Annotated in this window: 20 protein-coding genes; 5 read left to right on the top strand and 15 right to left on the bottom strand. The window is 56.9% G+C overall.

The annotated features are described in order from the left end of the window. Positions 1-12 precede the first annotated feature (12 nt). Entirely contained in the window at positions 13-2115 is a 2103-nt protein-coding gene (locus tag U740_RS04530; RefSeq protein ID WP_036859299.1) for a sulfatase family protein, read from the bottom strand. 135 nt (positions 2116-2250) lie between these two features. Beyond that, complete coding sequence (locus U740_RS04525) at positions 2251-2736, bottom strand: pilin (RefSeq protein ID WP_036859298.1); 486 nt, start codon at positions 2734-2736, stop codon at positions 2251-2253. A 396-nt stretch (positions 2737-3132) separates the two neighbouring features. Between U740_RS04525 and pilB the strand changes: the two genes are divergently transcribed. From pilB to yacG, 5 genes are all read left to right on the top strand, one after another. After that, entirely contained in the window at positions 3133-4869 is a 1737-nt protein-coding gene (gene pilB / locus U740_RS04520) for a type IV-A pilus assembly ATPase PilB (protein ID WP_036859296.1), read from the top strand. A gap of 3 nt (positions 4870-4872) precedes the next feature. Further along, entirely contained in the window at positions 4873-6081 is a 1209-nt protein-coding gene (locus U740_RS04515) for a type II secretion system F family protein (protein WP_036859294.1), read from the top strand. Positions 6082-6089: 8 nt separating this feature from the next. Continuing rightward, complete coding sequence (locus tag U740_RS04510; RefSeq protein ID WP_036859293.1) at positions 6090-6953, top strand: prepilin peptidase; 864 nt, start codon at positions 6090-6092, stop codon at positions 6951-6953. Positions 6954-7035: 82 nt separating this feature from the next. After that, positions 7036-7659: a dephospho-CoA kinase gene (gene coaE, locus U740_RS04505; protein ID WP_327078580.1), complete on the top strand. Its 624-nt coding sequence runs from the start codon at positions 7036-7038 to the stop codon at positions 7657-7659. A gap of 188 nt (positions 7660-7847) precedes the next feature. Further along, positions 7848-8066, top strand: a complete 219-nt coding sequence (yacG, locus tag U740_RS04500) for a DNA gyrase inhibitor YacG (RefSeq protein ID WP_036859290.1) — start codon at positions 7848-7850, stop codon at positions 8064-8066. A 43-nt stretch (positions 8067-8109) separates the two neighbouring features. Here yacG and mutT read toward each other — a convergent pair whose 3' ends face one another. The 13 genes from mutT to murD form a co-directional block, all read right to left on the bottom strand. Then, the gene (gene mutT, locus U740_RS04495; RefSeq protein WP_081890840.1) at positions 8110-8514 is read right to left on the bottom strand and encodes an 8-oxo-dGTP diphosphatase MutT; all 405 of its coding nucleotides are present in this window, start codon (positions 8512-8514) and stop codon (positions 8110-8112) included. Further along, positions 8511-9728, bottom strand: coding sequence for a bifunctional glutamate N-acetyltransferase/amino-acid acetyltransferase ArgJ (gene argJ / locus U740_RS04490; RefSeq protein WP_036859288.1), 1218 nt, complete (start codon positions 9726-9728; stop codon positions 8511-8513). Before argJ ends, mutT begins: the two co-directional genes overlap by 4 nt. 56 nt (positions 9729-9784) lie before the next feature. Further along, complete coding sequence (secA, locus tag U740_RS04485) at positions 9785-12484, bottom strand: preprotein translocase subunit SecA (protein ID WP_036859287.1); 2700 nt, start codon at positions 12482-12484, stop codon at positions 9785-9787. Positions 12485-12561: 77 nt separating this feature from the next. Continuing rightward, a complete protein-coding gene (locus tag U740_RS04480; protein ID WP_036859286.1) occupies positions 12562-13482 on the bottom strand; it encodes a M23 family metallopeptidase in 921 nt (306 codons plus the stop codon). A gap of 42 nt (positions 13483-13524) precedes the next feature. Next, positions 13525-14439, bottom strand: a complete 915-nt coding sequence (lpxC, locus tag U740_RS04475; RefSeq protein ID WP_036859284.1) for a UDP-3-O-acyl-N-acetylglucosamine deacetylase — start codon at positions 14437-14439, stop codon at positions 13525-13527. Positions 14440-14581: 142 nt separating this feature from the next. After that, the gene (gene ftsZ, locus U740_RS04470) at positions 14582-15766 is read right to left on the bottom strand and encodes a cell division protein FtsZ (RefSeq protein WP_036859282.1); all 1185 of its coding nucleotides are present in this window, start codon (positions 15764-15766) and stop codon (positions 14582-14584) included. A 38-nt stretch (positions 15767-15804) separates the two neighbouring features. Next, on the bottom strand, positions 15805-17043 hold the full coding sequence (gene ftsA, locus U740_RS04465) for a cell division protein FtsA (protein WP_036859281.1): 1239 nt from the start codon (positions 17041-17043) through the stop codon (positions 15805-15807). An 8-nt stretch (positions 17044-17051) separates the two neighbouring features. Then, the gene (locus U740_RS04460) at positions 17052-17882 is read right to left on the bottom strand and encodes a cell division protein FtsQ/DivIB (protein WP_051921199.1); all 831 of its coding nucleotides are present in this window, start codon (positions 17880-17882) and stop codon (positions 17052-17054) included. Between the two features lie 68 nt (positions 17883-17950). Next, positions 17951-18892 (bottom strand): D-alanine--D-alanine ligase, encoded by a 942-nt coding sequence (locus tag U740_RS04455; protein WP_200877039.1) that lies wholly within the window; start codon positions 18890-18892, stop codon positions 17951-17953. Between the two features lie 3 nt (positions 18893-18895). Continuing rightward, on the bottom strand, positions 18896-20320 hold the full coding sequence (gene murC / locus U740_RS04450) for a UDP-N-acetylmuramate--L-alanine ligase (RefSeq protein WP_407674696.1): 1425 nt from the start codon (positions 20318-20320) through the stop codon (positions 18896-18898). Further along, positions 20310-21362 carry an undecaprenyldiphospho-muramoylpentapeptide beta-N-acetylglucosaminyltransferase gene (gene murG, locus U740_RS04445; RefSeq protein ID WP_327078579.1) on the bottom strand — a complete coding sequence of 351 codons (1053 nt, stop codon included), beginning with the start codon at positions 21360-21362 and terminating at the stop codon, positions 20310-20312. Before murG ends, murC begins: the two co-directional genes overlap by 11 nt. 13 nt (positions 21363-21375) lie before the next feature. Continuing rightward, complete coding sequence (gene ftsW / locus U740_RS04440) at positions 21376-22560, bottom strand: putative lipid II flippase FtsW (RefSeq protein ID WP_051921197.1); 1185 nt, start codon at positions 22558-22560, stop codon at positions 21376-21378. Continuing rightward, complete coding sequence (gene murD / locus U740_RS04435) at positions 22557-23900, bottom strand: UDP-N-acetylmuramoyl-L-alanine--D-glutamate ligase (protein WP_036859276.1); 1344 nt, start codon at positions 23898-23900, stop codon at positions 22557-22559. The genes ftsW and murD overlap by 4 nt, the downstream gene beginning before the upstream one ends. Positions 23901-23902: the final 2 nt, after the last annotated feature.

The raw sequence follows: 23902 nt of genomic DNA, 5'->3' as shown, positions 1-23902 counted from the left end.
ACAGACCCTTTCTTACCGAACCGAGTCACACACCCCCGCCGCATCAAATCCGACGTCGTTCTTATAATGCTCACATAGATCGCGGAGCATACCAGCGGTGTCGGCATCCCCTTCATACTGGTCCAGCGACCACCATTTTTTTTCGGGGATGTTAATCAGCACCATGTGCTCGCCCATGCTGGGGATCAGAGTCAACTGCCAGTCGCCTTTGACCACGGCGCGGTGTTTGCTCCTGATAATCATGTCCCGGAAGTCATCTCGAACAACCAGCTTGCCGGCAGCATCGGTGGCGTAAATGCCCACGGTCTGGGTCAGTAGGCGTTTTTTATCTATCTCGTCCTTGGTCAGTTCGGTGACAATCACCCCGGTTTCCATAAATAGTGGCCGGGTTGCCAGTTCAGTATCAGTTGCAGAGAGCATTGATAGGCCATCGAACGACTTATCTGCGAAGCGGTTGTCCAGCACTTCTGAGATCGTCGGAGCAATATCCATCAGTGAGCCGTTACCGGCGCGGAGCGCCGGACCGAAATCGTCGTTGCCGTAACTTTTCGCCGCCAGTAGCACACGGCTTTGGCCCAGATTGAGCAGGTTAGTGGCGTGGCCACGGGTGGTGGTATATACCTCAAAGATGGCATCGTCCCGCGCCGCTGTTAACTCATCGGTCGGCAAGTCAAACCCGTCACCATGGTCCGACATAAAAAACACGTAGGCATTATCCAGCGCACCGGTCGCCTCCAGATCCGCCATAAACTGACCGAATTGCCGGTCTACCTGCTTCAGCATCATGCGGTAGCGGTAAAACGACTGCTCAGCGGGGTCTTCACTGTAGGGCTCGCCTTCCAGCGGCTCCCACTCCCGTGATAACCAGGGCCAGTGGGGCAATACAAAGTGAGCAGCCAGAAACACCGGTTTGTCCGGCTCGCTGACCACAGCATCCAGAATGGCCTGGCTGTATCGCTCGGGGTCGTAGTTCATGTCGCGCCCCCGGTTCAGATACATATTCGGGAACAGCCATTTGCCCGCCACGGTATTGCAGAGCAGGTTAACCAGCGGGTGATCAAAACCGCCCAACATGAAGTTGAGTGCTCCGTACTCGGGGCCGACTACCTCATCGAAGCCGAAGGTTTCATCAATGTTATTGAAGCGTCTCTCGTCCATCGCATAAATTGAGCGATAGCCACTGTCCTGCATCCAGTGTCCCAGGGCGCGATTTTTGTCCATATATTTATGGTTAGTCAGGTTGTAGCGGCCATTGTGGTTGACCGGCTCGGCACCGGTGAGGATACTCATCCACGCTGGAAAGGTTCTGGCATAGGGCGTGTAGGCATTTTCAAACACGGTGCTCTGTTGCAGAAATTTGTCCACATTGGGCGTTAGACCGGTGGTGTTGCCAAAATAGCCGGTCTGGTCCGGGCGCAGGGAATCGATACCGATAATAAAGATATTGGGTGGTCCAGCACCATTGGCCCCAGCACTATTAACCACACCGCCATTAAATTGCGCATTGCCAGCGGTGGTGCTCAACCCGTACATCGCGCCAAACGCGCCCACGACCAACACACAGGCCGAACCCCAGACACGGGCGTTGCGCCGAATCAGAAAGCCCAGGCTTACAACAAACGCCACGGCAAAGATCGCCAGCAGACCGACAAATACCGAGTCACTCATTAACCAGGGGCTTTGATTCAGAAATCCACTACCCTGCATCTGCGGATAGCGCCGGTTACTCCACACCAACAACAACAGCGCCGACAACAGAAACAGTAATACCGGCAACAACTGGCGGTTTTTCGGGCTGACCGCTGGCAGGCTCAGCCAGCCAGCGGAGGACAGCCATAGTAAAAATAGCCAGGCCAGATGAATGGCCACCATGGCCAGCACAAAGTAGCCCAGATCCCACCAGAAGCCGGGGCTGACCAGCAGCGCATAATAAAAGCCCTTCATATCAACCTGATCCGGCGCCACAATCAGCACCTGATAAAAGTTGGCCACCAGCACCACCACCAGAAAGCCCAGAATCAACCAGGCATAGAGTGTAATTGGTCGGCGCGGTGGAGGTGCTTGCTGGTCCAGGCTGGTGGACTGGATGGCCTCTGTCTCGGGAGTATCCGTCATTATCATCTACATCTGTTGGTGGTAATCATCATTCATTAAAAAACCCTGCCTGATCGGGACCAGGCAGGGTTTTCACTTACTATAATGGCGAATGAAACGGGACTACCATCCCACTCACCTCACACCAGCAACCCCTTACTTGCAGGAACCGGGCATGTATTTGCCTAAGATGGCAGTATCGCTTGGTTCACACTTGAATTTGAACACCTGCTTGCCCACGTCAGCTGAAGTCATGGCAACGCTGTCATCGATATAGGGCGTCAGCGTAATGGTTGCGCCGTCAACATCAGAATCATTAAAGCCTTGAGTCTCAACAGTGATCACCCCATCGGCATTTGTCGCAATACTGGCGACATATTTGGTAATGCCGTTGCCGTTTTCACCACTGCCTTCACCACAACCCCAGCCGTCGGAATCGGGCATGGAGGCTGAGTCACTAGCGGTTTGATAAGTTTCAGATACTGCAGTGCGACACTGGCTGGTAGCCATGATGACTTCGGACATTTTGGCCTTGACCACGTAGTTCTGGTAGGCAGGCAGAGCCACTGCAGCCAAGATACCAATAATCGCAACCACGATCATCAGTTCGATAAGGGTAAAACCCTGTTGTACTTTCTTCATTGTATTTCTCCCTTGAAATCACTAAATGCCATTTGGCGTTATTGCAGGGTATATATCTAGCATTTACCGTGCCAAAGAATGGATTGACGGCTAGCAAGGGTTAGCGCTCACCGCAGACTGACAATTTTTGTCAGTTTATAACCAGACCTGGCGGTCATGGCGCATTCAGCCTGAGGCAATGCCCTCCACCTACACCGATCTTCCGGACCGGCATCCGGGACCAGGCATTGAATGCGGGCGCGATTCAGCCGCCAGCCATCATTAATTGGTTGCGCCGCAGCCAACGGGGTTGACAACCGATTGCCAGACTATGGCTCCCGCCGTCACCTTGTATTACCATCACGGCTGGTTCTACTACTTCTACTTCTTTATTAGCCGCTGAGTATCTGTCCGCCCATGAAACAAACCGATACATTGAAAGGCTTGGCCAAACGTCTGGTAACGGATCAGTTGCTGGAAGAAAATATTGCCGTGCAGGCACTGGCAGAATGTGAAAGCGACCAGTCCAACCTGTTGCATTACCTGACTCACAATAACCTGTTGGCCCCGAGCCTGATCGCTGCGGTTGCGGCCAATGAATTTGGCACACCACTCTACGACCTCTCCGCCCACAACATCGAGTCCAGCCCGAAAGAGCTGGTCGAGAAAAAGCTGATTCGCAAGCACCAGGTTCTGCCCCTGTTCAAGCGGGCCAACCGCCTGTTTCTGGCAGTGAGCGACCCCACCAACCACCAGGCGGTGAGCGAGGTGCGCTTTCAGACCGGCCTGTCCGTTGAGCTGGTGCTGGTGGAACACGACAAACTGGAGCGGGCGCTGGATGCCTACCTGCATGAGCAGGATGAACATGAAATGGGCGATGCGCTCGGCACCATGGATGATGTGCACCTCGATGACTTGGATATTGAGGCCGTCGACGAGGATAACAAAGGCGGCGGCACTGGCATTGACACTGCCGATGTGGACGATGCCCCGATTGTGCGGTTTATCAATAAACTGCTGCTGGACGCCATCAAACAGGGATGTTCGGATATTCACTTTGAACCCTATGAAAAAACCTACCGGGTGCGGTTCAGGACCGATGGTATTCTTCGCGAAGTTACCAAGCCCCCGGCCAATCTGGCCCCACGGCTGGCGGCGCGTCTGAAGGTGATGTCACAAATGGATATTTCCGAGCGTCGCGTACCCCAGGATGGCCGGATTAAACTGCGGATTTCAAAGAACCGGGCCATCGATTTTCGGGTGAACACTCTGCCCACCCAGTTCGGCGAGAAAATCGTACTGCGGATTCTTGATCCCACCAGCGCTCAGGTGGGCATTGAAAACCTCGGCTATGAAGAAGACCAGAAGCAGATGTATCTGGATGTGCTGAACCAACCCCAGGGCATGATTCTGGTGACCGGTCCCACCGGTAGTGGTAAAACCGTCTCGCTTTACACCGGCCTGAATATTCTCAACACCACCGAACGCAATATCTCCACGGCCGAAGATCCGGTGGAAATCAACATGCCGGGCATCAACCAGGTACAGATCAATTACAAGGTGAAACTCACTTTCCCGGAGGCGCTACGGGCTTTCCTGCGGCAGGATCCGGATGTAATCATGGTGGGTGAGATTCGCGACCTGGATACCGCCGAAATCGCCATCAAGGCAGCCCAGACCGGTCACCTGGTGTTGTCCACCCTTCACACCAACAGTGCCCCGGAAACTCTCAACCGACTGCTCAATATGGGCGTACCCGCATTTAACGTGGCCACCTCGGTGAACCTGATTATTGCCCAGCGGTTGGGCAGGCGACTCTGCTTGCATTGCAAAAAGCCCGCCGACGATATACCCCATAATATCCTGATCGATGAGGGTTTTAAGACCATTGGCCGCCCCCTGGAGGAGCTGACCCTGTTTCACCCGTTCGGCTGCCCGAAATGCACCAACGGCTACAAAGGACGGGTGGGGATTTACGAGGTGTTGAAAGTGACACCCAGAATCGCCCGGCTCATTATGGAAGGTGGCAATTCGATTGAAATTGAGCAGGCGGCCATCGAAGAAGGCTTCAGAACTTTGCGCCAGTCGGCACTTCGTCGTGCGGGCGAAGGTATAATCAGCCTGGAAGAGGCTAATCGGGTAACCAAGGACTAATCCATGGCAACAACGGCACAGGTCTATACCTACAAGGGAAAGGATAAAAGAGGCAAGCCCATCCAGGGCGAACTGAAGGCGAGTAGCGCAGTGATGGTGAAGGCCCAGCTCCGCAAGCAGGGCATTGCCGCCAGCCGGGTCAAGAAAAAGGCCAAGCCCCTGTTCACAGGTCAGAAACCCGTCAAACCCCAGGATATCGCGATTTTTACCCGTCAGCTGGCCACCATGATGCGCGCCGGTGTACCGCTGGTACAGAGCTTTGATCTGGTCGGCGAAGGTGCCGATAAAGAATCCCTGCGCGAGATCATTTATACCATTCGCGATGACGTCTCCTCTGGTATCAGCCTGGAGGGCGCCCTGCGCAAACACCCCAAACACTTTGATGATCTGTTTTGCAGCCTGGTTGGAGCCGGTGAACAGGCTGGTGCGCTGGAAACCATGCTGGACCGGATTGCCACCTACAAGGAAAAAACTGAATCCCTGAAAGCCAAAATCAAAAAAGCCCTCACCTACCCGATTGCCGTTGTACTGGTGGCGGTGATTGTGACCGGGATACTGCTGGTCAAAGTAGTGCCGGTATTTGCCGAAACCTTCAGTAACTTCGGGGCCGACCTGCCCGCGTTTACCCAGTTCGTGCTGGGCCTTTCGAATACGGCACAGGAGTGGTGGTTTATCTGGATAATCAGCCTGGTCGCCTTTTTTCTGATCTTCCGTGAGGCCAAACGGCGCTCAACGAAGTTTGATGCGTTCATTGATAAATACCTACTGAAAGTGCCGGTGGTGGGCAATATTCTCTACCAGGCCATTATCGCCCGATTCGCCCGCACGCTCTCCACCACCTTTGCCGCCGGGGTACCGCTGGTGGATGCGCTCACGTCGGTGGCGGGGGCCGCGGGCAATGCGGTTTACCGGGAGGCCATTTACAAGGTTCGGGACGATGTGACCACGGGGATTCAGCTTCACCAGGCCCTCAAAACAACCAACAAATTCCCTGTGATGTTGCTGCAAATGACCTCAATCGGTGAGGAGTCCGGTGCGCTGGATGACATGCTGGAGAAGTCTGCCGTGTTCTACGAAGAGGCGGTCGACAATGCCGTGGATAACCTGACCACATTGCTGGAGCCCATGATTATGGCAGTTCTGGGGGTTCTGGTGGGCGGTCTGCTGATTGCCATGTACCTGCCGATCTTCAAACTTGGCGCGGTGATCTAGGTCCGTTGATGCCCGATATGCTGGGTTTATCCGTTGCGCCAGTGCTGGCTGTCAGTCTGATACTGGGCTTGCTGGTGGGCAGCTTCATCAATGTGGTGATTTACCGCCTGCCCCGGCAACTGGCAGCCACTTGGCGCCGGGATTCCCAGGAGTTTCTGGAGATCGAACCGGATTCAGAGGCCGTGCCGGAACCGCTCAATGTGGTCTTTCCCGCCTCCCACTGTCCGCAATGTGGTGCCCCGATCAAGGCTATTCAGAACATCCCACTGTTGAGCTACCTCCTGCTGCGCGGCCGCTGTGCGCACTGTCGTGCCGCCATTTCCCTGCAATATCCGCTGGTTGAGTTGGTTTCCGGCCTGCTGACTGTAATGGTGGTGTATCAGTTTGGTCTGACGGCGACCACCGCGCTGGCATTACTGTTCAGCTGGAGTCTGCTGGCGCTTACCGGCATTGACTTCAACGAGCAAATACTGCCGGATGGCATCACCCTGCCCCTGCTGTGGCTGGGTTTGCTGGTCAACGTCAACGGCCTGTTCACCTCGCTGGACAGTGCTGTGATTGGTGCGGCAGCAGGTTACCTCAGTCTCTGGTCCGTGTTCTGGCTGTTCAAGCTGGTGACCGGCAAGGAGGGCATGGGCCACGGGGATTTCAAACTGCTGGCAGCACTGGGTGCCTGGATGGGCTGGCAACAATTGCTGTTGATCGTTTTACTGTCGTCGCTGGTGGGCGCCGTGGTGGGCCTGCTGATGGTTATTCTGCTGGGGCGGGACAGGCAGATACCCATTCCGTTCGGCCCCTACCTGGCAGCGGCTGGCTGGATTGCCCTGCTCTGGGGCGAAACCCTGATCACGAGTTACCTGACGCTGTTCTGAGCGATGCCATCGACGGACGTTGTTCGGTGATGTTTAGCTCGGTTATGCTTTCCCCCGTAATTAGTAGGTTTTCAACTTTCCTGTGAGCGACTCCATCATGTTTACCGTAGGTCTGACTGGCGGCATCGGCAGCGGCAAAAGTGCCGTGGCACAGTTATTTCGAGAGCACGGTATCACTGTGGTGGATGCCGATCAGGCGGCGCGCGAGGCCGTTCTGCCCGGTTCGCCGGCATTGGCGGAAATCCGTACCCATTTTGGGGGCCCGGTGCTGAAGGAAAACGGCTCTCTGAACCGTGCCTGGCTGCGGGGCGCGGTGTTTGCCGATCCCAAACAACGGCAGTGGCTGGAAGCCTTGTTACATCCGGCCATTGCAGTGCTGATAGACGAGGCTCTGGCTAATGCCGCCAGCCCTTACGCTATTCTGGAATCGCCCCTGCTGCTGGAAACCTCGCAGCATACATTGGTGAACCGGATATTGGTGGTGGATGTCAGCGAGGCGACCCAGGTGGCCCGTGCCATACAACGTGACGGTGGCGATGAGGCACAGATTCGCGCCATTATGGATGCCCAGATCAGCCGCTATGGACGACTCGGCAGGGCGGATGACATCATCGATAATGATGGCCCACTGGCGGCATTGGAGCCGGCCGTGGCGGCACTGCATCAGCGCTATCTGGCGTTGGCAGCCCAGCACACCGGGCAATAGAAAACTGCGAGAGCGGTCATAACAGAGGTGTCAGAAGCCCGGATGATAAATCGGTGAATATGCCGTAACATTCGGGCTTTCACTTTATCGCTATTAGCATATGGCGAGTAATGTATGGTCAATAATGGCTTAACTTTCAATGAATTAATAACAGCTCCATCCCTCCAACAACAGTGTCTGATGTCAGTATGAATGAATCAAAAGCCCTTACCGTAAACTGCCCCACCTGCAAAAAATCCGTGATCTGGGGAGAGGACTCACCCTATCGGCCATTTTGCGGCAAGCGCTGTCAACAGCTGGATTTTGGCGCCTGGGCCAGTGAACAGTTCAGTATTCCGGGCGATGAGACCATGCCGCCAGACGATGCAGATTCAGATGCCGAAAACGGTGGTGTCACCCGGCATTGACCTGCAACCTGCCTAACCGGCGTTGGGGAGGTTGCGCGGTCAGTCAGTTCGGCTGTAATGCCGATTGCAGTGCATCGATAATCGGCTGATTGGCAGCGGGAAAAGCGTAGTCCGCCAATTCAGCCACTGTCACCCATTGTAACGGCTGGCCCTCGTTACCTTGCGGCTGGCCGGAAAATGCCCGTACCCACCACACATCCAGCAGAACCGCCTTGTCGGCGTAATCGTGTTGCACCTCGATAAAGGGCTCGGCGGACTGCACCGAAATCGCCAGTTCCTCTTGAAGTTCGCGGTGCAGGGCGGCCGCCACGGTTTCATCCGGCTCGACCTTGCCGCCGGGAAATTCCCACAGCCCACCCTGATGCTTATGCTCGGGCCGTCGGGCAATCAGAATGCGCTGGTCTGCCGCCAGAATCACCGCCGCCGCCACATGAATGCGAAGGGTCAAGTGCGGTATTCCGCGTTGATGGTGACGTACTCGTGGGAAAAGTCGGTGGTCCAGACAGTTTCCCTCGCTTCACCGCGGTTGAGGCGGATTTCGATGGTAATTTCTTCTTGGCTCATCACCGATTGGCCCAGTTGCTCGGTATAACTGGCGGCGCGTCCGCCGTCTTCAGCGATCAGCACATCGTCGAGGTAGACCTGAATGGCGTCCACATTGAGATTGGCAATACCGGCCCGGCCAATGGCGGCCAGAATCCGCCCCCAGTTGGGGTCCGAGGCAAACAGGGCGGTTTTCACCAGCGGCGATTCCGCCACGGTATAAGCCACCGCCAGACATTCGGCACTGTCACCGCCACCCGTGACACGCACGGTGACAAACTTAGTGGCCCCTTCGCCATCCCGGATGACCTGCTGCGCCAGGGAGATAAACACCTCGATCACCGCCAGCTCAAAACGGGTCTGCTCCTCGGCGGACAGCCGGTCAATATCCAGATTCGATGCTCCGGTGGCCACCAGCATGGCCGCGTCGTTGGTGGAAGTATCGCCATCTACGGTTATGCGATTGAAGGAGCATTCTGCGGCCGTACTGACCAGTGTCTGCAAACGGGTTGCCGAGATTTGGGCATCGGTGGCCACATAGGCCAGCATGGTGGCCATGTTCGGTTTGATCATCCCGGCGCCCTTGGCAATGCCGGTGATGGTGATTGACTGCCCCGCCAGGGTCAGCTGGACGCTGGCGCCTTTGGGGCGGGTATCGGTAGTGAGAATGCTTTTGGCCGCGCTGGTCCAGCCGTCCTCACTGAGGGCGTCAATGGCGTATGGCAGGGCAGCCAGAATTTTTTCCACCGGCAGTGGTTCGCCAATCACCCCGGTGGAAAATGGCAATACCGCAGTGGGTTCAACATCACCGAGTTCGGCGACTTTCTCGCAGACCCGGGCCGCGTTAATACGGCCTGACTTACCCGTTCCCGCGTTGGCATTGCCGGTATTGGTCACCAGGTAGCGAGTGGCAGTTCCGGCAAGATGGGCTTTGGCCAGCTGTACCGGTGCTGCGCAAAAGGCGTTTTGGGTGAACACGCCAGCAGCGCGTCCACCCGGCGCAATCGCCATCAGCACCAGATCCTCGCGGCCGGGCTTTTTGATACCCGCACTGGCTGTACCGAGCCGGAAACCCGGCACCGGGTGCATTATCGGAAAACAGTCTTCGCCAACTGCCATGATGTCTGTCTCTTTATATTTTCGCTATGGGCACACGTCGCAGGGCCTGAACCCACTCACGACAGACGTCCGTGACACTGTTTGTATTTCTTTCCACTGCCGCACGGACAGGGGTCATTCCGGCCCACCTTGCGACCTTCCCGGACAAACGGTTGCTCCGGGTTTCCCTGTTGCTGTGCAGGCGATTGCCCACCCAGCGCCGATACTTCGTCGTGCTGCATCTGCAACTGCTGACGCTGCTGCGCTTCCCGCTGCTGCCGCTCCAGGGCTTCAATTTCCTCGTGACTGCGAACTTCGACGCGACAGAGAAACTTGATGGTCTCCAGCTTGATATTATCGAGCATTTCCCGGAACAGCATGAAGGATTCGCGCTTGTATTCCTGTTTGGGATTTTTTGCCGCGTAGGCCCGCAAACCAATACCCTGGCGGAGGTGATCCATGTTCGATAGATGCTCTTTCCAGAGGGTATCCAGCACCTGCAACATCACCTGCCGTTCAATGGTGCGGATATCCTCGCCGATAGTCTGAGCTTTTTGCTCATAGCGCTCGCTCATCGCCTGCTGGATACGGTTGCGAAGACCCTCCTCGTGCAGCCGGGAATCCTCATCCAGCCACTGTTGAATCGGCAGTTTCAACCCGAATTCCGTGGAGAGGTGTTCTTCCAGTCCGGGGATATCCCACTGTTCAGCGAGACTCTGGGGCGGCACAAAATAGTCGATCGCCTGATTGACCACATCGGCCATGATGTTCGTGATCACATCGGCGATATGATCTGCCGACAGCAGGTCTTCGCGCTGCTGATAAATGACCTGCCGCTGATCGTTGGCAACATCATCGTATTCCAGCAGGTTTTTCCGGATATCAAAGTTGCGACCTTCGACCTTGCGCTGCGCCTTTTCAATGGCACCGGTCACCATGCGGTGCTCAATGGCTTCGCCTTTCTCCATACCGAGGGCGCGCATCATGTTCTTGACCCGGTCCGAGGCGAACAGGCGCATCAACTGGTCTTCCAGTGATAGATAGAAGCGGGTAACACCGGGATCGCCCTGACGTCCGGCCCGACCACGCAACTGATTGTCAATACGGCGGGATTCATGGCGCTCGGTACCGAGAATGTGCAGACCACCGGCGGCAATGACCGCATCGTGACGCTCCTGCCAGGCTTCTTTGACTGCTGCAATTTTTGCCTCGTCCGGATTAGTCAGCTCGGCAATCTCGGCCTCCAGATTGCCCCCCAACACGATATCCGTGCCGCGACCTGCCATATTGGTGGCAATGGTGACAGCGCCCGGCCGCCCCGCCTGGGCGATAATCACCGCCTCTTTTTCATGCTGCTTGGCGTTCAGAACCTGATGGGGTATTTTCGCTTCCCGAAGGCGGGCCGCCATGGCCTCCGAGGTTTCGATGGAAGCTGTACCCACCAGTACCGGCGCCTTTTTTTCAATACAGGCGCGGATATCTTCCACCACGGCATCGTATTTTTCCTCGGTGGAGAGGTAGATAAGGTCATTGAGATCTTTTCGGGCCAGCGGTTTATTCGAGGGTATGACCACCACCGGAAGGCCGTAAATCTGATGAAATTCGTAAGCTTCGGTATCTGCGGTGCCGGTCATGCCCGCCAGTTTTTCGTAGAGACGGAAGTAATTCTGGAAGGTGGTGGAGGCCAGTGTCTGGCTCTCGCTCTTGATCTTCACTCCTTCCTTCGCTTCGATGGCCTGGTGCAAACCCTCGGAGAGACGCCGGCCCGACATGGTCCGCCCCGTGTGCTCATCGATCAGGACGACCTCGCCCTCCTGAATGATGTACTCGACATCCCGGTGGAATAGGTAGTGGGCCTTGAGGGCGGACTGCACATGGTGCAGCATGCCCAAATTGGATGCGTTGTAGAGGCTATCTCCAGCCTGAAGTAAGCCATCACTTTCAAGCAATGACTCTATCTTCTTGTGGCCTTCTTCGGTGAGTTCTATCTGGCGGGTTTTTTCATCAATGATGAAGTCGCCGGGTTCTTCATCGCTGTGGGGCTTCAGCATCGGCATCATACTGTTCATGCGCTTGTACAAGGCCGAGCTGTCCTGGGCCGCACCGGAGATGATCAGTGGCGTCCTGGCTTCATCGATCAGGATGGAATCCACTTCATCCACGATGGCAAACTTCTGGCCCCGCTGAACCCGATCATCGAGCCTCAGCACCATATTGTCGCGCAGATAATCAAAGCCGAATTCGTTATTGGTACCGTAGGTAATGTCCGCCTGGTAGGCCCGTTTTTTGTCCTCTGGCAACTGCTGGGACATAATCGCGCCCACACTCAGACCGAGAAATTCGTAGACCGGAGACATCCATTCGGCATCCCGCCGGGCCAGGTATTCGTTCACGGTAACCACATGGACGGCGTCACCAGCGAGGGTATTGAGATAGGCCGGCAGGGTCGCCACCAGCGTTTTACCCTCACCCGTGCCCATTTCCGCAATGCGTCCCTGATGTAGCGTCAGGCCACCGATCATCTGCACATCGAAGTGGCGCAGCCCGAGGGTTCGCCTGGCGGCCTCGCGCACCACGGCAAAGGCTTCCGGGAGTAGCTGATCGAGAGATTCCCCCTCGCTGACACGTTGTTTGAACTCGGTGGTTTTGGCTTTTATCTGATCGTCGGTGAGCTCCACAAGAATCGGTTCAAATGCGTTGATCTGACGAACAGTCTTCCACATTTTTTTGATTTCACGGTCATTTTTAGTGCCAAGAAGCTTCTTTAAGAGTTTCATTATTAAATCCAGTATCACAAGATGCGCCAATGCGCCCTGAAAAACGTGCGGGTGTGGGGTTTGGACAGATGGGAGCGCTAGCGAATGGTGCGCCGGATATAACTGGCCGGATCGACCGAACGACCATTCTTGTAGACTTCGAAGTGAACGTGGGGACCGGTTGAGCGGCCGCTACTGCCCATCAGGGCAATCACATCACCTTGCTTGACGGTATCGCCCGCTTTCACAAGGTTTTCGCGGTTGTGGGCGTAGCGTGTCAGGTAGCCTTCACCGTGATCCACCTCGACCAGTTCACCATAGCCGCTGTGTCGACCCGCCCGGGTAACCACACCAGAGGCAACCGCAATGATCTGATCACCCTCCTGGCCGGCAAAATCGATGCCGTTATGCCAGGCACGGTGGCCACTAAAGGGATCAGTTCGTCTGCCGTAGCGGGAGGACAGCCAACCTTTCAGCACCGGCCGTCCAGCCGGTTGGCTCTGACCATTAAGCTGGCGGTCCAGCATCAGTGATTCGAGGACACCGAGCTGGCCTTCGCGGTTTTCTACCTGGGACTGAAGCTGGGCGAACATGAGGTCCAGCTCAGTGTGGCTGTACTCAAGCGCGAGGGGTTCCAGTTCTGGTCCACCGATAGCCGGTTGCAGACTGAAATCAAACTCACCGTCTTCGAGATCGGCAATGCTTGCCAGCCGCGCTCCCAGTGCATCTAATCTCAACAAGCGGGTTTGCAGGGCAGCCAGTTTTTTGGTGAGAGCCGCCACCTTTTGTCTGGCCTCTTCACGGCCCGCATTGAGATTGGCCTGCTGCTCGGCAAGCTCCTGCTGCATGTAGTCCATCAGCCGGTCATCCACCTTGCTTTCACCAAGCTGCATGCCGAGGTATATACCACCGGACACAGGCAAACCCAGCAGGCACATGGACAACAGGAATTTGGCCCAGTTGTTCAGGGTCAGCGTCCAGGTTTTTCCCTTGCGGTTACCGATAAAAATGATATTCACGGGTTGACGGTCACCCTCTTTGGTTCTGCACAACTGCCCACGCTAGGCGGTGACCATTGGCTTGATATAGGAGATGGGCACATCGGCTTCATCCTCTTCGAAGGTGACCATTTCCCAGGCATCTTTCTGCGCAATCAACTGCCGCAGCGAAGCATTGTTCAGTCCATGACCAGATTTGTGCGCAACAAATTCGCCGATCAGGCTGTTGCCAAGCAGGTACAGGTCACCAATGGCATCGAGTATCTTATGCTTGACGAATTCGTCTTCGTAGCGAAGACCGTCCTCATTTAACACCTGATACTCGTCCACGACAATAGCGTTGTCCATACTGCCTCCCCGGGCCAGGCCCATGGAGCGCAGGTATTCAATTTCGTGCATGAATCCGAAGGTGCGGGCCCGGCTGACTTCTTTTACAAAGGAGGTGGTGGAAAAGTCCACTTCGGCCTTAAGGGTCCGGTTGTGAAATACCGGGTGATCAAAATCGATGGAAAACGTCACTTTGAACCCGTTAAACGGTCGCAGGGATGCCGATTTGTCCCCATCAGTCACCGTGATCGGCTTCAGGATACGAATGAACCGTTTCGGTTCTTCCTGCTCGCGTATACCCGCAGATTGCAGCAGGAATACAAAAGGCCCGGCGCTGCCATCCATGATCGGGACTTCCGGCGCCGTGACATCAATAATGGCGTTGTCGATACCGAGGCCGGCCATGGCGGACAACAGGTGCTCCACAGTGGATACCTTGACGTCGCCGTTCACCAGGGTGGTGGACAGGGTGGTCTCACCGACATTTTCAGCCTTGGCGTGAATTTCCACCACGGGATCGAGGTCGGTTCGACGGAAGATAATGCCGGTGTTGACAGGGGCTGGATGGAGGGTCAGGTAGACTTTCTCGCCAGTGTGGAGACCCACACCCGTGGCGCGAATCATGTTGTTCAAAGTACGCTGTCGAATCATGCGTTACGAATACCTGCCAAAATTACAAAAAACTGTCGGCAATACTAGCAGAACTCTGCCCACAGCTCCATAAAGCAAACCGCCAGACATTTGAGGGGTGTCACTGGCGGTTCACCTTGTGGGTCCGGATAACGTACGGCGGTCAGTCGGCCTGACGACGCAGAAATGCCGGAATATCCAGATAGTCCATATCGGCATCGGCACGGGGGTCAAGTTTGCGTGCCACCGCCTCGCCACCACTGGACCCGCGCCGGATGACGGTGGGTTTTTCCAGGGCATCGTAGTCGGTTTCACCACTGCTCTTGCGCATGTGAATTGGCGCTACATGGCCGTTGTCGATAACTTTGGACGGAGCTTTGCGCTCCAGTGCGGGCTGCCCCAGACCAGTGGCCACGACCGTGACCCGCAGACGATCACCCATTTCCGGGTCGATCACTGTACCCACCACGACGGTGGCATTATCGGAGGCAAAAGCTTCTACAGTGTCACCCACATCGGAGAACTCACCCAGAGACAGGTCGGGACCGGCGGTGATGTTAACCAGAATGCCGCGGGCACCCTGCAGGTTGATGTCTTCCAGAAGGGGGCTGTGAATCGCTGTTTCAGCGGCGATCCGGGCACGATCTTCTCCCGTGGCTTCGCCGGTACCCATCATCGCCTGCCCCATTTCGGACATTACGGTGCGCACATCGGCGAAATCCACGTTGATCATGCCGGGACGGATAATCAGGTCGGCAATCCCCTGCACAGCACCCAGCAACACATCGTTGGCCGCTTTGAAAGCCTCCAGCAGACTGGTGGTTTTACCCAGTACCTGCAGCAATTTCTCATTGGGTACTGTGATCAGCGAGTCCACCCGGTCTTTCAGTTCTTTCAGGCCTTCTTCGGCGATGGCCATGCGCTTGCGGCCCTCGAACATAAACGGCCGCGTGACCACCGCCACGGTCAGAATACCCAGCTCACGGGCCACATCGGCCACAATGGGCGCAGCACCGGTACCGGTTCCGCCACCCATGCCAGCTGTGATGAACACCATATCGGCACCCTGCAGAACATCGGCGATGCGTTCGCGATCCTCCATGGCAGCATGACGCCCCACTTCAGGGTTGGCACCCGCACCCAGTCCCTTGGTTAGGCCATTACCCAACTGCAGGATGGTGGCGTGCCCCAGGTCCTTGAGTGCCTGAGCATCGGTATTGGCGCAGATAAACTCTACCCCGTCCACACAGCTGCTCATCATATGACGGACAGCGTTTCCGCCACCGCCTCCGACGCCTATTACTTTGATTTCTGCGCTATCCGGTGCGCTATCCACGATCTGAAACATGATAAATACCCCTCATTTGGTATAACTGCGTTAAAAAATTACAAATTTCCCTGAAACCAGCTTTTCAGCCGGGCAATAAAACTTTCCTTGACGCTCTCCCGGCGTCGCACGGGACGGGTACCGTCCTGTTGCTGCTGCAAGCCATAGAGCAGCAGTCCGACGCCAGTGGAGTAGATCGGGTTGTCGACAATGTCGGCCAACCCCTTGATATTGTGTGGCGAGCCAACGCGCACCGGCATGTGGAAGATCTCTTCCGCCAGTTCGATGACCCCCTCCATCTTCGAAGTGCCCCCGGTCAGTACGACGCCGGCGGCCACCAGGTCTTCAAAACCGCTGCGACGCAACTCCGCCTGCACCAGTGTGAACAGCTCGTCGTAGCGCGGCTCGACCACTTCAGCCAGAGCCTGCCGAGACAGGTCCCGCGGAGCACGATCGCCGACACTGGGCACCTTGACGGTCTCATCCGGACCAGTCAGCTTGGCCAGCGCACAGGCATACTTGACCTTCAGTTCTTCGGCGTGCGCAGTGGGCGTGCGCAGGGCATGGGCAATGTCATTGGTCACCTGATCCCCGGCGATGGGAATGACCCCGGTATGACGAATGGCCCCGTCGGTGAAAATCGCGATATCCGTGGTGCCACCACCAATGTCCACCAGACAGACGCCGAGCTGCTTTTCATCTTCGGTGAGCACAGCGTAGGAAGAGGCCAGCTGCTCGAGAATGATGTCGTCGACATCCAGACCACAGCGCCGAATACATTTTTTAATGTTCTGGGCGGCATTCGCGGCACAGGTCACCAGATGCACTTTGGCTTCCAGACGGACACCCGACATGCCGAGCGGTTCGCGAACACCTTCCTGATTGTCGATAATGAATTCCTGGGGCAGGACATGGAGGATCTCCTGGTCAGCGGGAATCGCCACGGCCCTCGCCGCGTCGATAACCCGTTCAATATCCAGGGGCAGCACCTCGCGATCTCGAATGGCCACGATACCGTGGGAATTCAGGCTGCGGATGTGACTGCCGGCGATCCCCACATAGACCGAGTGTATATGGCACCCCGCCATCAACTCGGCTTCTTCAATTGCCCGCTGAATGGAATGAACCGTGGACTCGATGTTGACCACCACACCCTTTTTCAAGCCGGAAGAAGGGTGCAGCCCGGTACCGACGATTTCCAGTGTGCCACCGGGTCCCGCCAGCCCCACGATTGTCACGACTTTTGATGTGCCGATATCCAGCCCAACAATGAGTTGTTCGTCATTTGAGTTCGCCATTCTCGACCTCATACTTGCTCTGGTTCGCCAGATGCCATTGATAATTGCTGTTGTTTGAGTTGCGCCTGTTGCGCAGGTTTTTTCATCCACTGCACCGCGACACCGTTGTCATAACGAATATCTACCCGTTCAACCTCTGTCGCCCGCGTCTTCAGGTGCTGATCCCAGACCAGCAGGAAACGGCGCATTTTTTCGATTATCTGATCGCGGCCGATCACCAGTTCCAGATCGTTGGTCAGTGTCAGCCGCCAGGCATCGCGGGCATCACGCTTCAACGCTGCAATACGCAATTCGGCCGGTTGCAGCATCTGCACCATCTGCCGGTAGGAGCGCATCATCTGTCGCTCACTGCGTTCAACGCCTTCCAGCACCGGCAGGTGTGACAGCATGCTGTTGTCGCCTATTTCCAGCCGCTCCCCGCGATGGTTGAGGAACGCACTGTTGCCCCAGCGGGCTATGGGCACCTCCTCTACCAGCCGGATCACCAGACTGTCCGGCCACTGGCGACTGATGCTTGCTTCCTCGATCCAGGGGTGTTGCTCCAGACCGTCGCGGATCCTTTGCAGGTCGAGGCTGATAAAACCACCACTCAATAGCGGCTCAACCATCTTCTGAATCTGCTCCTGATCCACCTGGGTATATTGCCCCCGCACCAGGATCACCCCGATGGGCGCATCAACTTTGTTGAACACCAGCCACGCACCCCAACCGCTGCCGACCAGCAATCCACTCAGCAGCAGCAGCGACAGACCGCGTTGCAGCCAGCCCAGGTGCTCGCGCCAGGATTTCGTCTCGCCCCGTCGGTTAGCCCCTGCCATTTTTGGTAACTTGCCTGCCATCGCTCCGTTGTCTCTCCGTTGTTGTCTTGCCAAATGTTCAGGTTGTATCACTCGTCCTCAAAGCGCTGCTAAAGAGAGGTGTCGAGGATCTTCAATACCAGTTCATCAAAGCTGTAGCCCGCCGCCTTCGCCGCCATGGGTACCAGACTGTGGTCGGTCATGCCCGGGACTGTATTGACTTCCAGCAGCTGGAAATTACCGGCCTGATCACACATCACATCGACCCGACCCCAGCCACTGCAGCCGAGGCTGTTAAACGCCGCCAGTGCCAACTCTTTGAGTTCGGCCTCCCGGTCCTGATCCAGCCCACAGGGGCATAGATAGCGGGTGTCATCAGCCAGATATTTGGCGTTGTAATCGTAAAAACTGTGGTCGGTCTCCAGCTTGATCGGCGGCAAAACTTCGCCGTTGAGCACCGCCACGGTGTACTCGGCACCACTGATCCACTGTTCGGCAATCACACTGCTATCCAGTGCAGCGGCCTCAACCCACGCTTTCTTCAACTCAGCGGCACTGTCCGCCCGGGTCATGCCAAGACTGGACCCCTCATGGGACGGCTTGACCATCACCACTCCGCCCAGGGCATCGAGTGTTCCCTGCCAGTCAGTGCTGTCGTTCAATACCGAAAATCTTGCCGTGGGCAACCCCACGCCCTGCCAGAACTGCTTGCTGTGCAATTTGTCCATGGCCAGCGCGGAGGCAAATACGCCGCTACCGGTATAGGGCAGACCGAGAAACTGCAGGGCGCCCTGCAGGGAGCCGTCTTCACCACCCGGCCCGTGCAGCATGATCAACACCCGCGTCAGTGACAGCTGCGGCAATTGCTGCAACAGGTCGGCACCCACATCGATGGCCACCAGGTCGACACCGCTGCGCTGCAGGGCAGCGATCACCGAGCTACCGGAGATCAGTGAAATCTCCCGCTCAGCGGAGGTGCCCCCGTAGAGCACACCCACCCGGCCATATTTCTGTTTCATTGCCTCACTGACTGCCATCGTTCTCTCTGTCATGTTTCACTGGACCAATTGTCGATCATCGAGCAGCTTCACCAACTTGCCCACACTGCCCGCCCCCTGGGTCATCACCAGATCACCGTCGCGGAGCAGGTCTTTCAGCACATCACCGACAGTTTCAATGTCTTTCACATAGATCGGTTCCACTAGCCCGCGCTGACGAATACTGCGACACAGGGCGCGGCTGTCCGCACCGGGGATCTCCTCTTCACCGGCGGGATAAACCTCCAGCAGGATCAGCACATCGCAACCGGAGAGCACCTGTACAAAGTCTTCGTAGAGGTCGCGGGTTCGGGTGTAGCGGTGTGGCTGGAAAACCATGACCAGACGCCGCTCGGGCCAACCTTCACGCACGGCTTTGATCGTCACGGCCACTTCTTTCGGGTGATGTCCGTAGTCATCCACCAGCATGGCTGTGCCACCGCTCACGGGGTATTCGCCGTAAATTTCAAAACGTCGACCCACCCCCTGGAAATTGGCAAGCCCACTCTGGATGGCCTGGTCGTCGACACCTTCATCGGTGGCGACAGCCACCACTGCCGCTGCGTTCAACACATTGTGTTCCCCGGGAATATTCAGGGAGATGGGCAAGGGCTCGGCATGGTCGGGCCGATAGATCACGAAATGGCTGTTGTTCTGTTGAATACTGACCTGGTCAATGCGGAAATCAGCATCCTCGGCAAAGCCGTAGGTCAGCACCGGGCGCGACACCAGCGGCAGAATTTCTCGGATCACCGGCTCATCGATACACAGCACCGCCAACCCGTAAAACGGCAGGTTGTGCAAAAACTCGACAAACGTCTGCTTGAGCCGGTTGAAATCAAACCCGTAGGTTTCCATGTGGTCGGCATCAATATTGGTCACGATGGCCACCATCGGTTGCAGGTGAAGAAAAGAGGCATCGCTCTCATCCGCTTCGGCCACCAGATAGCGGCTCTCCCCCAATCGAGCGTTGGTTCCCGCGCTCTTCACCAACCCGCCGATGACGAAAGTCGGGTCCTTGCCACTGGCGGCCAGTACCGATGCCAGCAAACTGGTGGTAGTGGTTTTACCGTGCGTACCCGCCACCGCAATGCCGTGTCGATAGCGCATCAGTTCCGCCAGCATTTCCGCGCGTCGAACAACCGGAATGCGCCGTTCCCGCGCACCGACAATCTCGGGGTTGCCTTCATCCACCGCGGAGGACTGCACCACCACATCCGCATCCGCAATATGCTCGGCCGCATGCCCCAGGGTAATCTGGACACCGAGTTGACGCAGTCTGACAATATTGCTGTTGTCCGCCAGATCGGAGCCGGAAATCAGGTACCCCTGATTCAGCAATACTTCGGCGATGCCACACATGCCGCTGCCACCAATACCAATAAAGTGGATACGGCGGATACGGCGCATTTCCGGTACGGGATGAAAGCCTTTAGCGTCCACGGCAAACCTCCTCGCAAATTTCGGCCATGGTCTCTGCCACATCGGGTCTGGCCAGTTTTCGCGCATTCAGCGCGCGCTGTTGCAACTGGCCGGCATCCGCCAGCCAGTCCGTCAGCAATGACGCCAGTTTTTCAGCGGTCAGGTCCTGTTGCTGGATCATGTCGGCCGCGCCCTCGGCCACCAGCCACTGGCCGTTGCCGGTCTGGTGGTCGTCAATGGCGTGGGGGTACGGAATGAGAATGGCACCGATGCCCGCCGACGCCAGCTCGGAGACGGTCAGGGCACCTGCCCTGCAAACCACCATGTCCGCCCAGCCATAGGCCTCGGCCATATCCTTGATAAACGGCTCGATCTCGGCATTCACACCCTGTTGCTCATAGGCCGCAGCAGTGGCATCCACATGGTCCCTGCCACACTGGTGACGGACGACAGGCCGCTGGGCTTCAGGTAGCAGAACCAACGCCGCCGGCAGAATCTGATTGATGGCCAGCGCACCGAGACTACCGCCCAGCACCAGAAGATGGCGGGGCCTGTCTGACAGGGCAATTCGTTGCTGTGGAGCGCCGAGCGCGGCAATCTCGGACCGCACCGGATTGCCGGTCCACACCGCGTCAGGCAGGGCATCGGGGAACGCCGACAGCACCCGGTTGGCTACCTTCGCCAGCAAACGGTTGGTGGTCCCGGCCACAGCATTCTGCTCGTGAATAACCAGCGGAATACCCAGTAATTTGGCCGCCAGGCCACCGGGGCCAGAGGCAAACCCGCCAAAGCCAAGCACCACATCCGGCCGCTCGCTGCGCAATACGGCGATGGCCTGAGAAAGTGCCCGCAACAACTGCCAGGGTGCACTGATCAGCTTGTGCCACCCCTTACCGCGTAACCCCGCCACCTCGATATAACGGATCGGGAAACGATTGACCGGCACCAGTTCGGCCTCGATACCGCGCCGGGTGCCGAGCCAGCACACCGCAATATCTCGCGCACGCAGGACATGCGCCACCGCCAGAGCGGGGAACACGTGCCCACCAGTGCCGCCAGCCATGACCATCACCTTGTTACAACTCCGCTCTGTCACGTCTCACCTGTTTTGCAACGGCCTGTACATCATCCATCTCCCGGCTGATTCTCAGCACCAGTGCCACCATGGCACTACACACCAGCAAGCTGCTGCCGCCGTAACTGATGAAGGGCAGTGTCAGCCCTTTGGTGGGCAACAGCCCGGAGGTGACACCGATATTGATAAACGCCTGGCCCGCCAGCACAATTGCGATACCGAAACAGCTGTAGGCGGCAAACCAGTCTTCCTGCCGAACTGCCTTTCTCGCCACATGCACAATTCGCGACACCAGCAGACTGTAGAGCCCGAGCACAACCGCAACCCCGATCAGGCCAAACTCCTCGGCATAGATCGAGAACACGAAATCCGTGTGGGCCTCGGGCAGAAAAAACAATTTCTGGATGCTGTTGCCCAGACCAACCCCGAACCACTCGCCGCGACCAAAAGCGATCAGCGACTGGGTTAACTGATAACCGCTGTCGTATTGATGCGCCCAGGGATCGAGGAACGTAACCAGACGCTCAAGACGGTAGGGGGAGATCAACGCCATTGAGGCAATACCACCGATACCGGCGAGCAACAGCCCGCTGAACAACCAAAGCTTTGCACCGCCGATGAACAGCATGGCCAGCACCGTGCCGCACACCACAACCATTGAGCCAAAATCCGGCTCCAGCAGTAACAGACCAGCGACACCTATCAATAGCAGTACCGGCCTGATCATGCTTTTCCAGTACTCACGCAGCTCCCGTTGATAACGTTCCAGATAGCTGGCCATGAACAGAATCATCATGAACTTGGCCACTTCGGACACCTGCAGATTGAGTGGCCCCAGGGGGATCCAGCGCTGGGCACCATTGACGCGGCGACCGATTCCGGGAATCAGCACCGCCACCAGTAAAATAATGGTGACCACCAGCAGAGGTACCGCGTTGTGATACCAAAATCGCGATGGCATGTAGAGAAACAGCGCAGCTACTACCAGCCCCAGAGTCATGTACAACATCTGGCGCTTGAGAAAATAGAAACCATCGCCGAGGTTGTGTTCGGCAAAACTGATGGAGGCCGAACTGATCATCACCAATCCGATGGTGGCAATAGCGATTGTCGACAACAACAACCACTGATCGAGCTCCCGCAGGAACAGGGTGATGCGCGGCCAGTAGACAGCAGCAAGGTTCATTGCAATGCCTCCGCCGCCCGGACAAATTGTTCACCGCGGTCAGCAAACCCCTGGAACATATCAAAACTGGCACAGGCCGGTGACAACAACACGATGTCTCCGGATTTGGCAACCTGTGCGGCGACCTTGACTGCCGCATCGAGACCAGTGGCAAATAGAACGGGAACGGTCCCAGCCACTGCATCACCAATCACCGCTGCGTCCTCACCCATTAGAATCAGTTGCCTGACCGCACCCTGCAGGGCGCTGGCCAGCGGGGCGAAATCCTGCCCCTTGCCCTGCCCACCGGCGATCAGCACCAGATTGTCAGCACCGCGGAGGCCGGCGATTGCCGCCAGGGTGGCTCCGACATTAGTGGCCTTGGAGTCGTTGATGTAGGTGACACCGTTACGCGTCGCCACCCGCTGACAGCGGTGAGGCAGGCCTTCAAAACGCCGCAACACGGCCAGCATTGGGTCCATTGGCAAACCGGCTGCCGTCCCCAGTGCCAGGGCCGCCAGTGCGTTGGCGGTATTGTGTCGCCCCGTCATACCCAGTTCCCGCTCCGCCATCAGCGGTTCAAACTGGTAGTACAACCAAGGCTCGCCCTGGTGCTGACGCAGGCCAAAGCCTTTGAAATCGGGCTGATCGAGCCCGAAACTCCACTGTTTGACGGTATCGCCCACCAGAGCCGCACTGAGCCGATCGTCGCGATTGGTCACCACCTGGCGAGCCCCGATAAAAATCCGGTGCTTGGCCTGATGGTAGTCCAACAAACTTTGATAGCGATCCATGTGGTCGAGACTGATGTTCAGCACAGTGGCGACTTCGGCATTCAGTGCCAGCACAGACTCCAGCTGAAAACTGGACAGCTCCAGTACGTAATAAGCGACGTTGGGCGCCAGCAGATCGAGCACGGGCACGCCTAGATTACCGCCCACGGCGGCGTCGATGCCGGCTTCCGCAAACATCTCCCCCACCAGAGTGGTGACGGTACTTTTGCCGTTGGAACCCGTGATGGCGACGATCGGCGCACTCGTGCACCGGGCAAACAGCTCAATGTCGCCAATCACCGGAATCCCGGCCTCAACGGCTGTTTTTACCGCCGGATGCTGGCGCGATAACCCGGGGCTGAGAATGACTTCATCGGCACCCAGAAAGGCGTCGTCGTTTAACTCGCCCAGGACCAGCGACACCTCGGGCAGTTCGCTTTGTAGCTGTGCCAGGCAGGGTGGGTTGGTGCGACTGTCGAGCACCACAAACCGCTCACCCATCTCGTTTAAATGACGCGCCACGGACAAACCGGTGACGCCGAGACCGGCGACCACCTTCAGTTTGCTACTAGCGATTAATTGCGTCATTG

This window comes from Porticoccus hydrocarbonoclasticus MCTG13d (assembly GCF_000744735.1).
Classification (GTDB): domain Bacteria; phylum Pseudomonadota; class Gammaproteobacteria; order Pseudomonadales; family Porticoccaceae; genus Porticoccus; species Porticoccus hydrocarbonoclasticus.
Note: the sequence above shows the minus strand (reverse complement) of the source record. Positions and strands in the feature narration are given on the sequence as shown.

What these genes read in the sequence shown, in the direction of transcription:
- yacG (WP_036859290.1), top strand. Translation starts at nt 7,848, where the DNA reads ATGAATGAATCAAAAGCCCTTACCGTAAACTGCCCCACCTGCAAAAAA.
- ftsW (WP_051921197.1), bottom strand. Translation starts at nt 22,560, where the DNA reads ATGAACCTTGCTGCTGTCTACTGGCCGCGCATCACCCTGTTCCTGCGG.
- argJ (WP_036859288.1), bottom strand. Translation starts at nt 9,728, where the DNA reads ATGGCAGTTGGCGAAGACTGTTTTCCGATAATGCACCCGGTGCCGGGT.
- U740_RS04455 (WP_200877039.1), bottom strand. Translation starts at nt 18,892, where the DNA reads ATGACAGAGAGAACGATGGCAGTCAGTGAGGCAATGAAACAGAAATAT.
- murD (WP_036859276.1), bottom strand. Translation starts at nt 23,900, where the DNA reads ATGACGCAATTAATCGCTAGTAGCAAACTGAAGGTGGTCGCCGGTCTC.
- U740_RS04525 (WP_036859298.1), bottom strand. Translation starts at nt 2,736, where the DNA reads ATGAAGAAAGTACAACAGGGTTTTACCCTTATCGAACTGATGATCGTG.
- U740_RS04510 (WP_036859293.1), top strand. Translation starts at nt 6,090, where the DNA reads ATGCCCGATATGCTGGGTTTATCCGTTGCGCCAGTGCTGGCTGTCAGT.
- murG (WP_327078579.1), bottom strand. Translation starts at nt 21,362, where the DNA reads ATGGCTGGCGGCACTGGTGGGCACGTGTTCCCCGCTCTGGCGGTGGCG.
- U740_RS04530 (WP_036859299.1), bottom strand. Translation starts at nt 2,115, where the DNA reads ATGACGGATACTCCCGAGACAGAGGCCATCCAGTCCACCAGCCTGGAC.
- U740_RS04460 (WP_051921199.1), bottom strand. Translation starts at nt 17,882, where the DNA reads ATGGCAGGCAAGTTACCAAAAATGGCAGGGGCTAACCGACGGGGCGAG.
- U740_RS04515 (WP_036859294.1), top strand. Translation starts at nt 4,873, where the DNA reads ATGGCAACAACGGCACAGGTCTATACCTACAAGGGAAAGGATAAAAGA.
- lpxC (WP_036859284.1), bottom strand. Translation starts at nt 14,439, where the DNA reads ATGATTCGACAGCGTACTTTGAACAACATGATTCGCGCCACGGGTGTG.
- secA (WP_036859287.1), bottom strand. Translation starts at nt 12,484, where the DNA reads ATGAAACTCTTAAAGAAGCTTCTTGGCACTAAAAATGACCGTGAAATC.
- ftsZ (WP_036859282.1), bottom strand. Translation starts at nt 15,766, where the DNA reads ATGTTTCAGATCGTGGATAGCGCACCGGATAGCGCAGAAATCAAAGTA.
- ftsA (WP_036859281.1), bottom strand. Translation starts at nt 17,043, where the DNA reads ATGGCGAACTCAAATGACGAACAACTCATTGTTGGGCTGGATATCGGC.
- pilB (WP_036859296.1), top strand. Translation starts at nt 3,133, where the DNA reads ATGAAACAAACCGATACATTGAAAGGCTTGGCCAAACGTCTGGTAACG.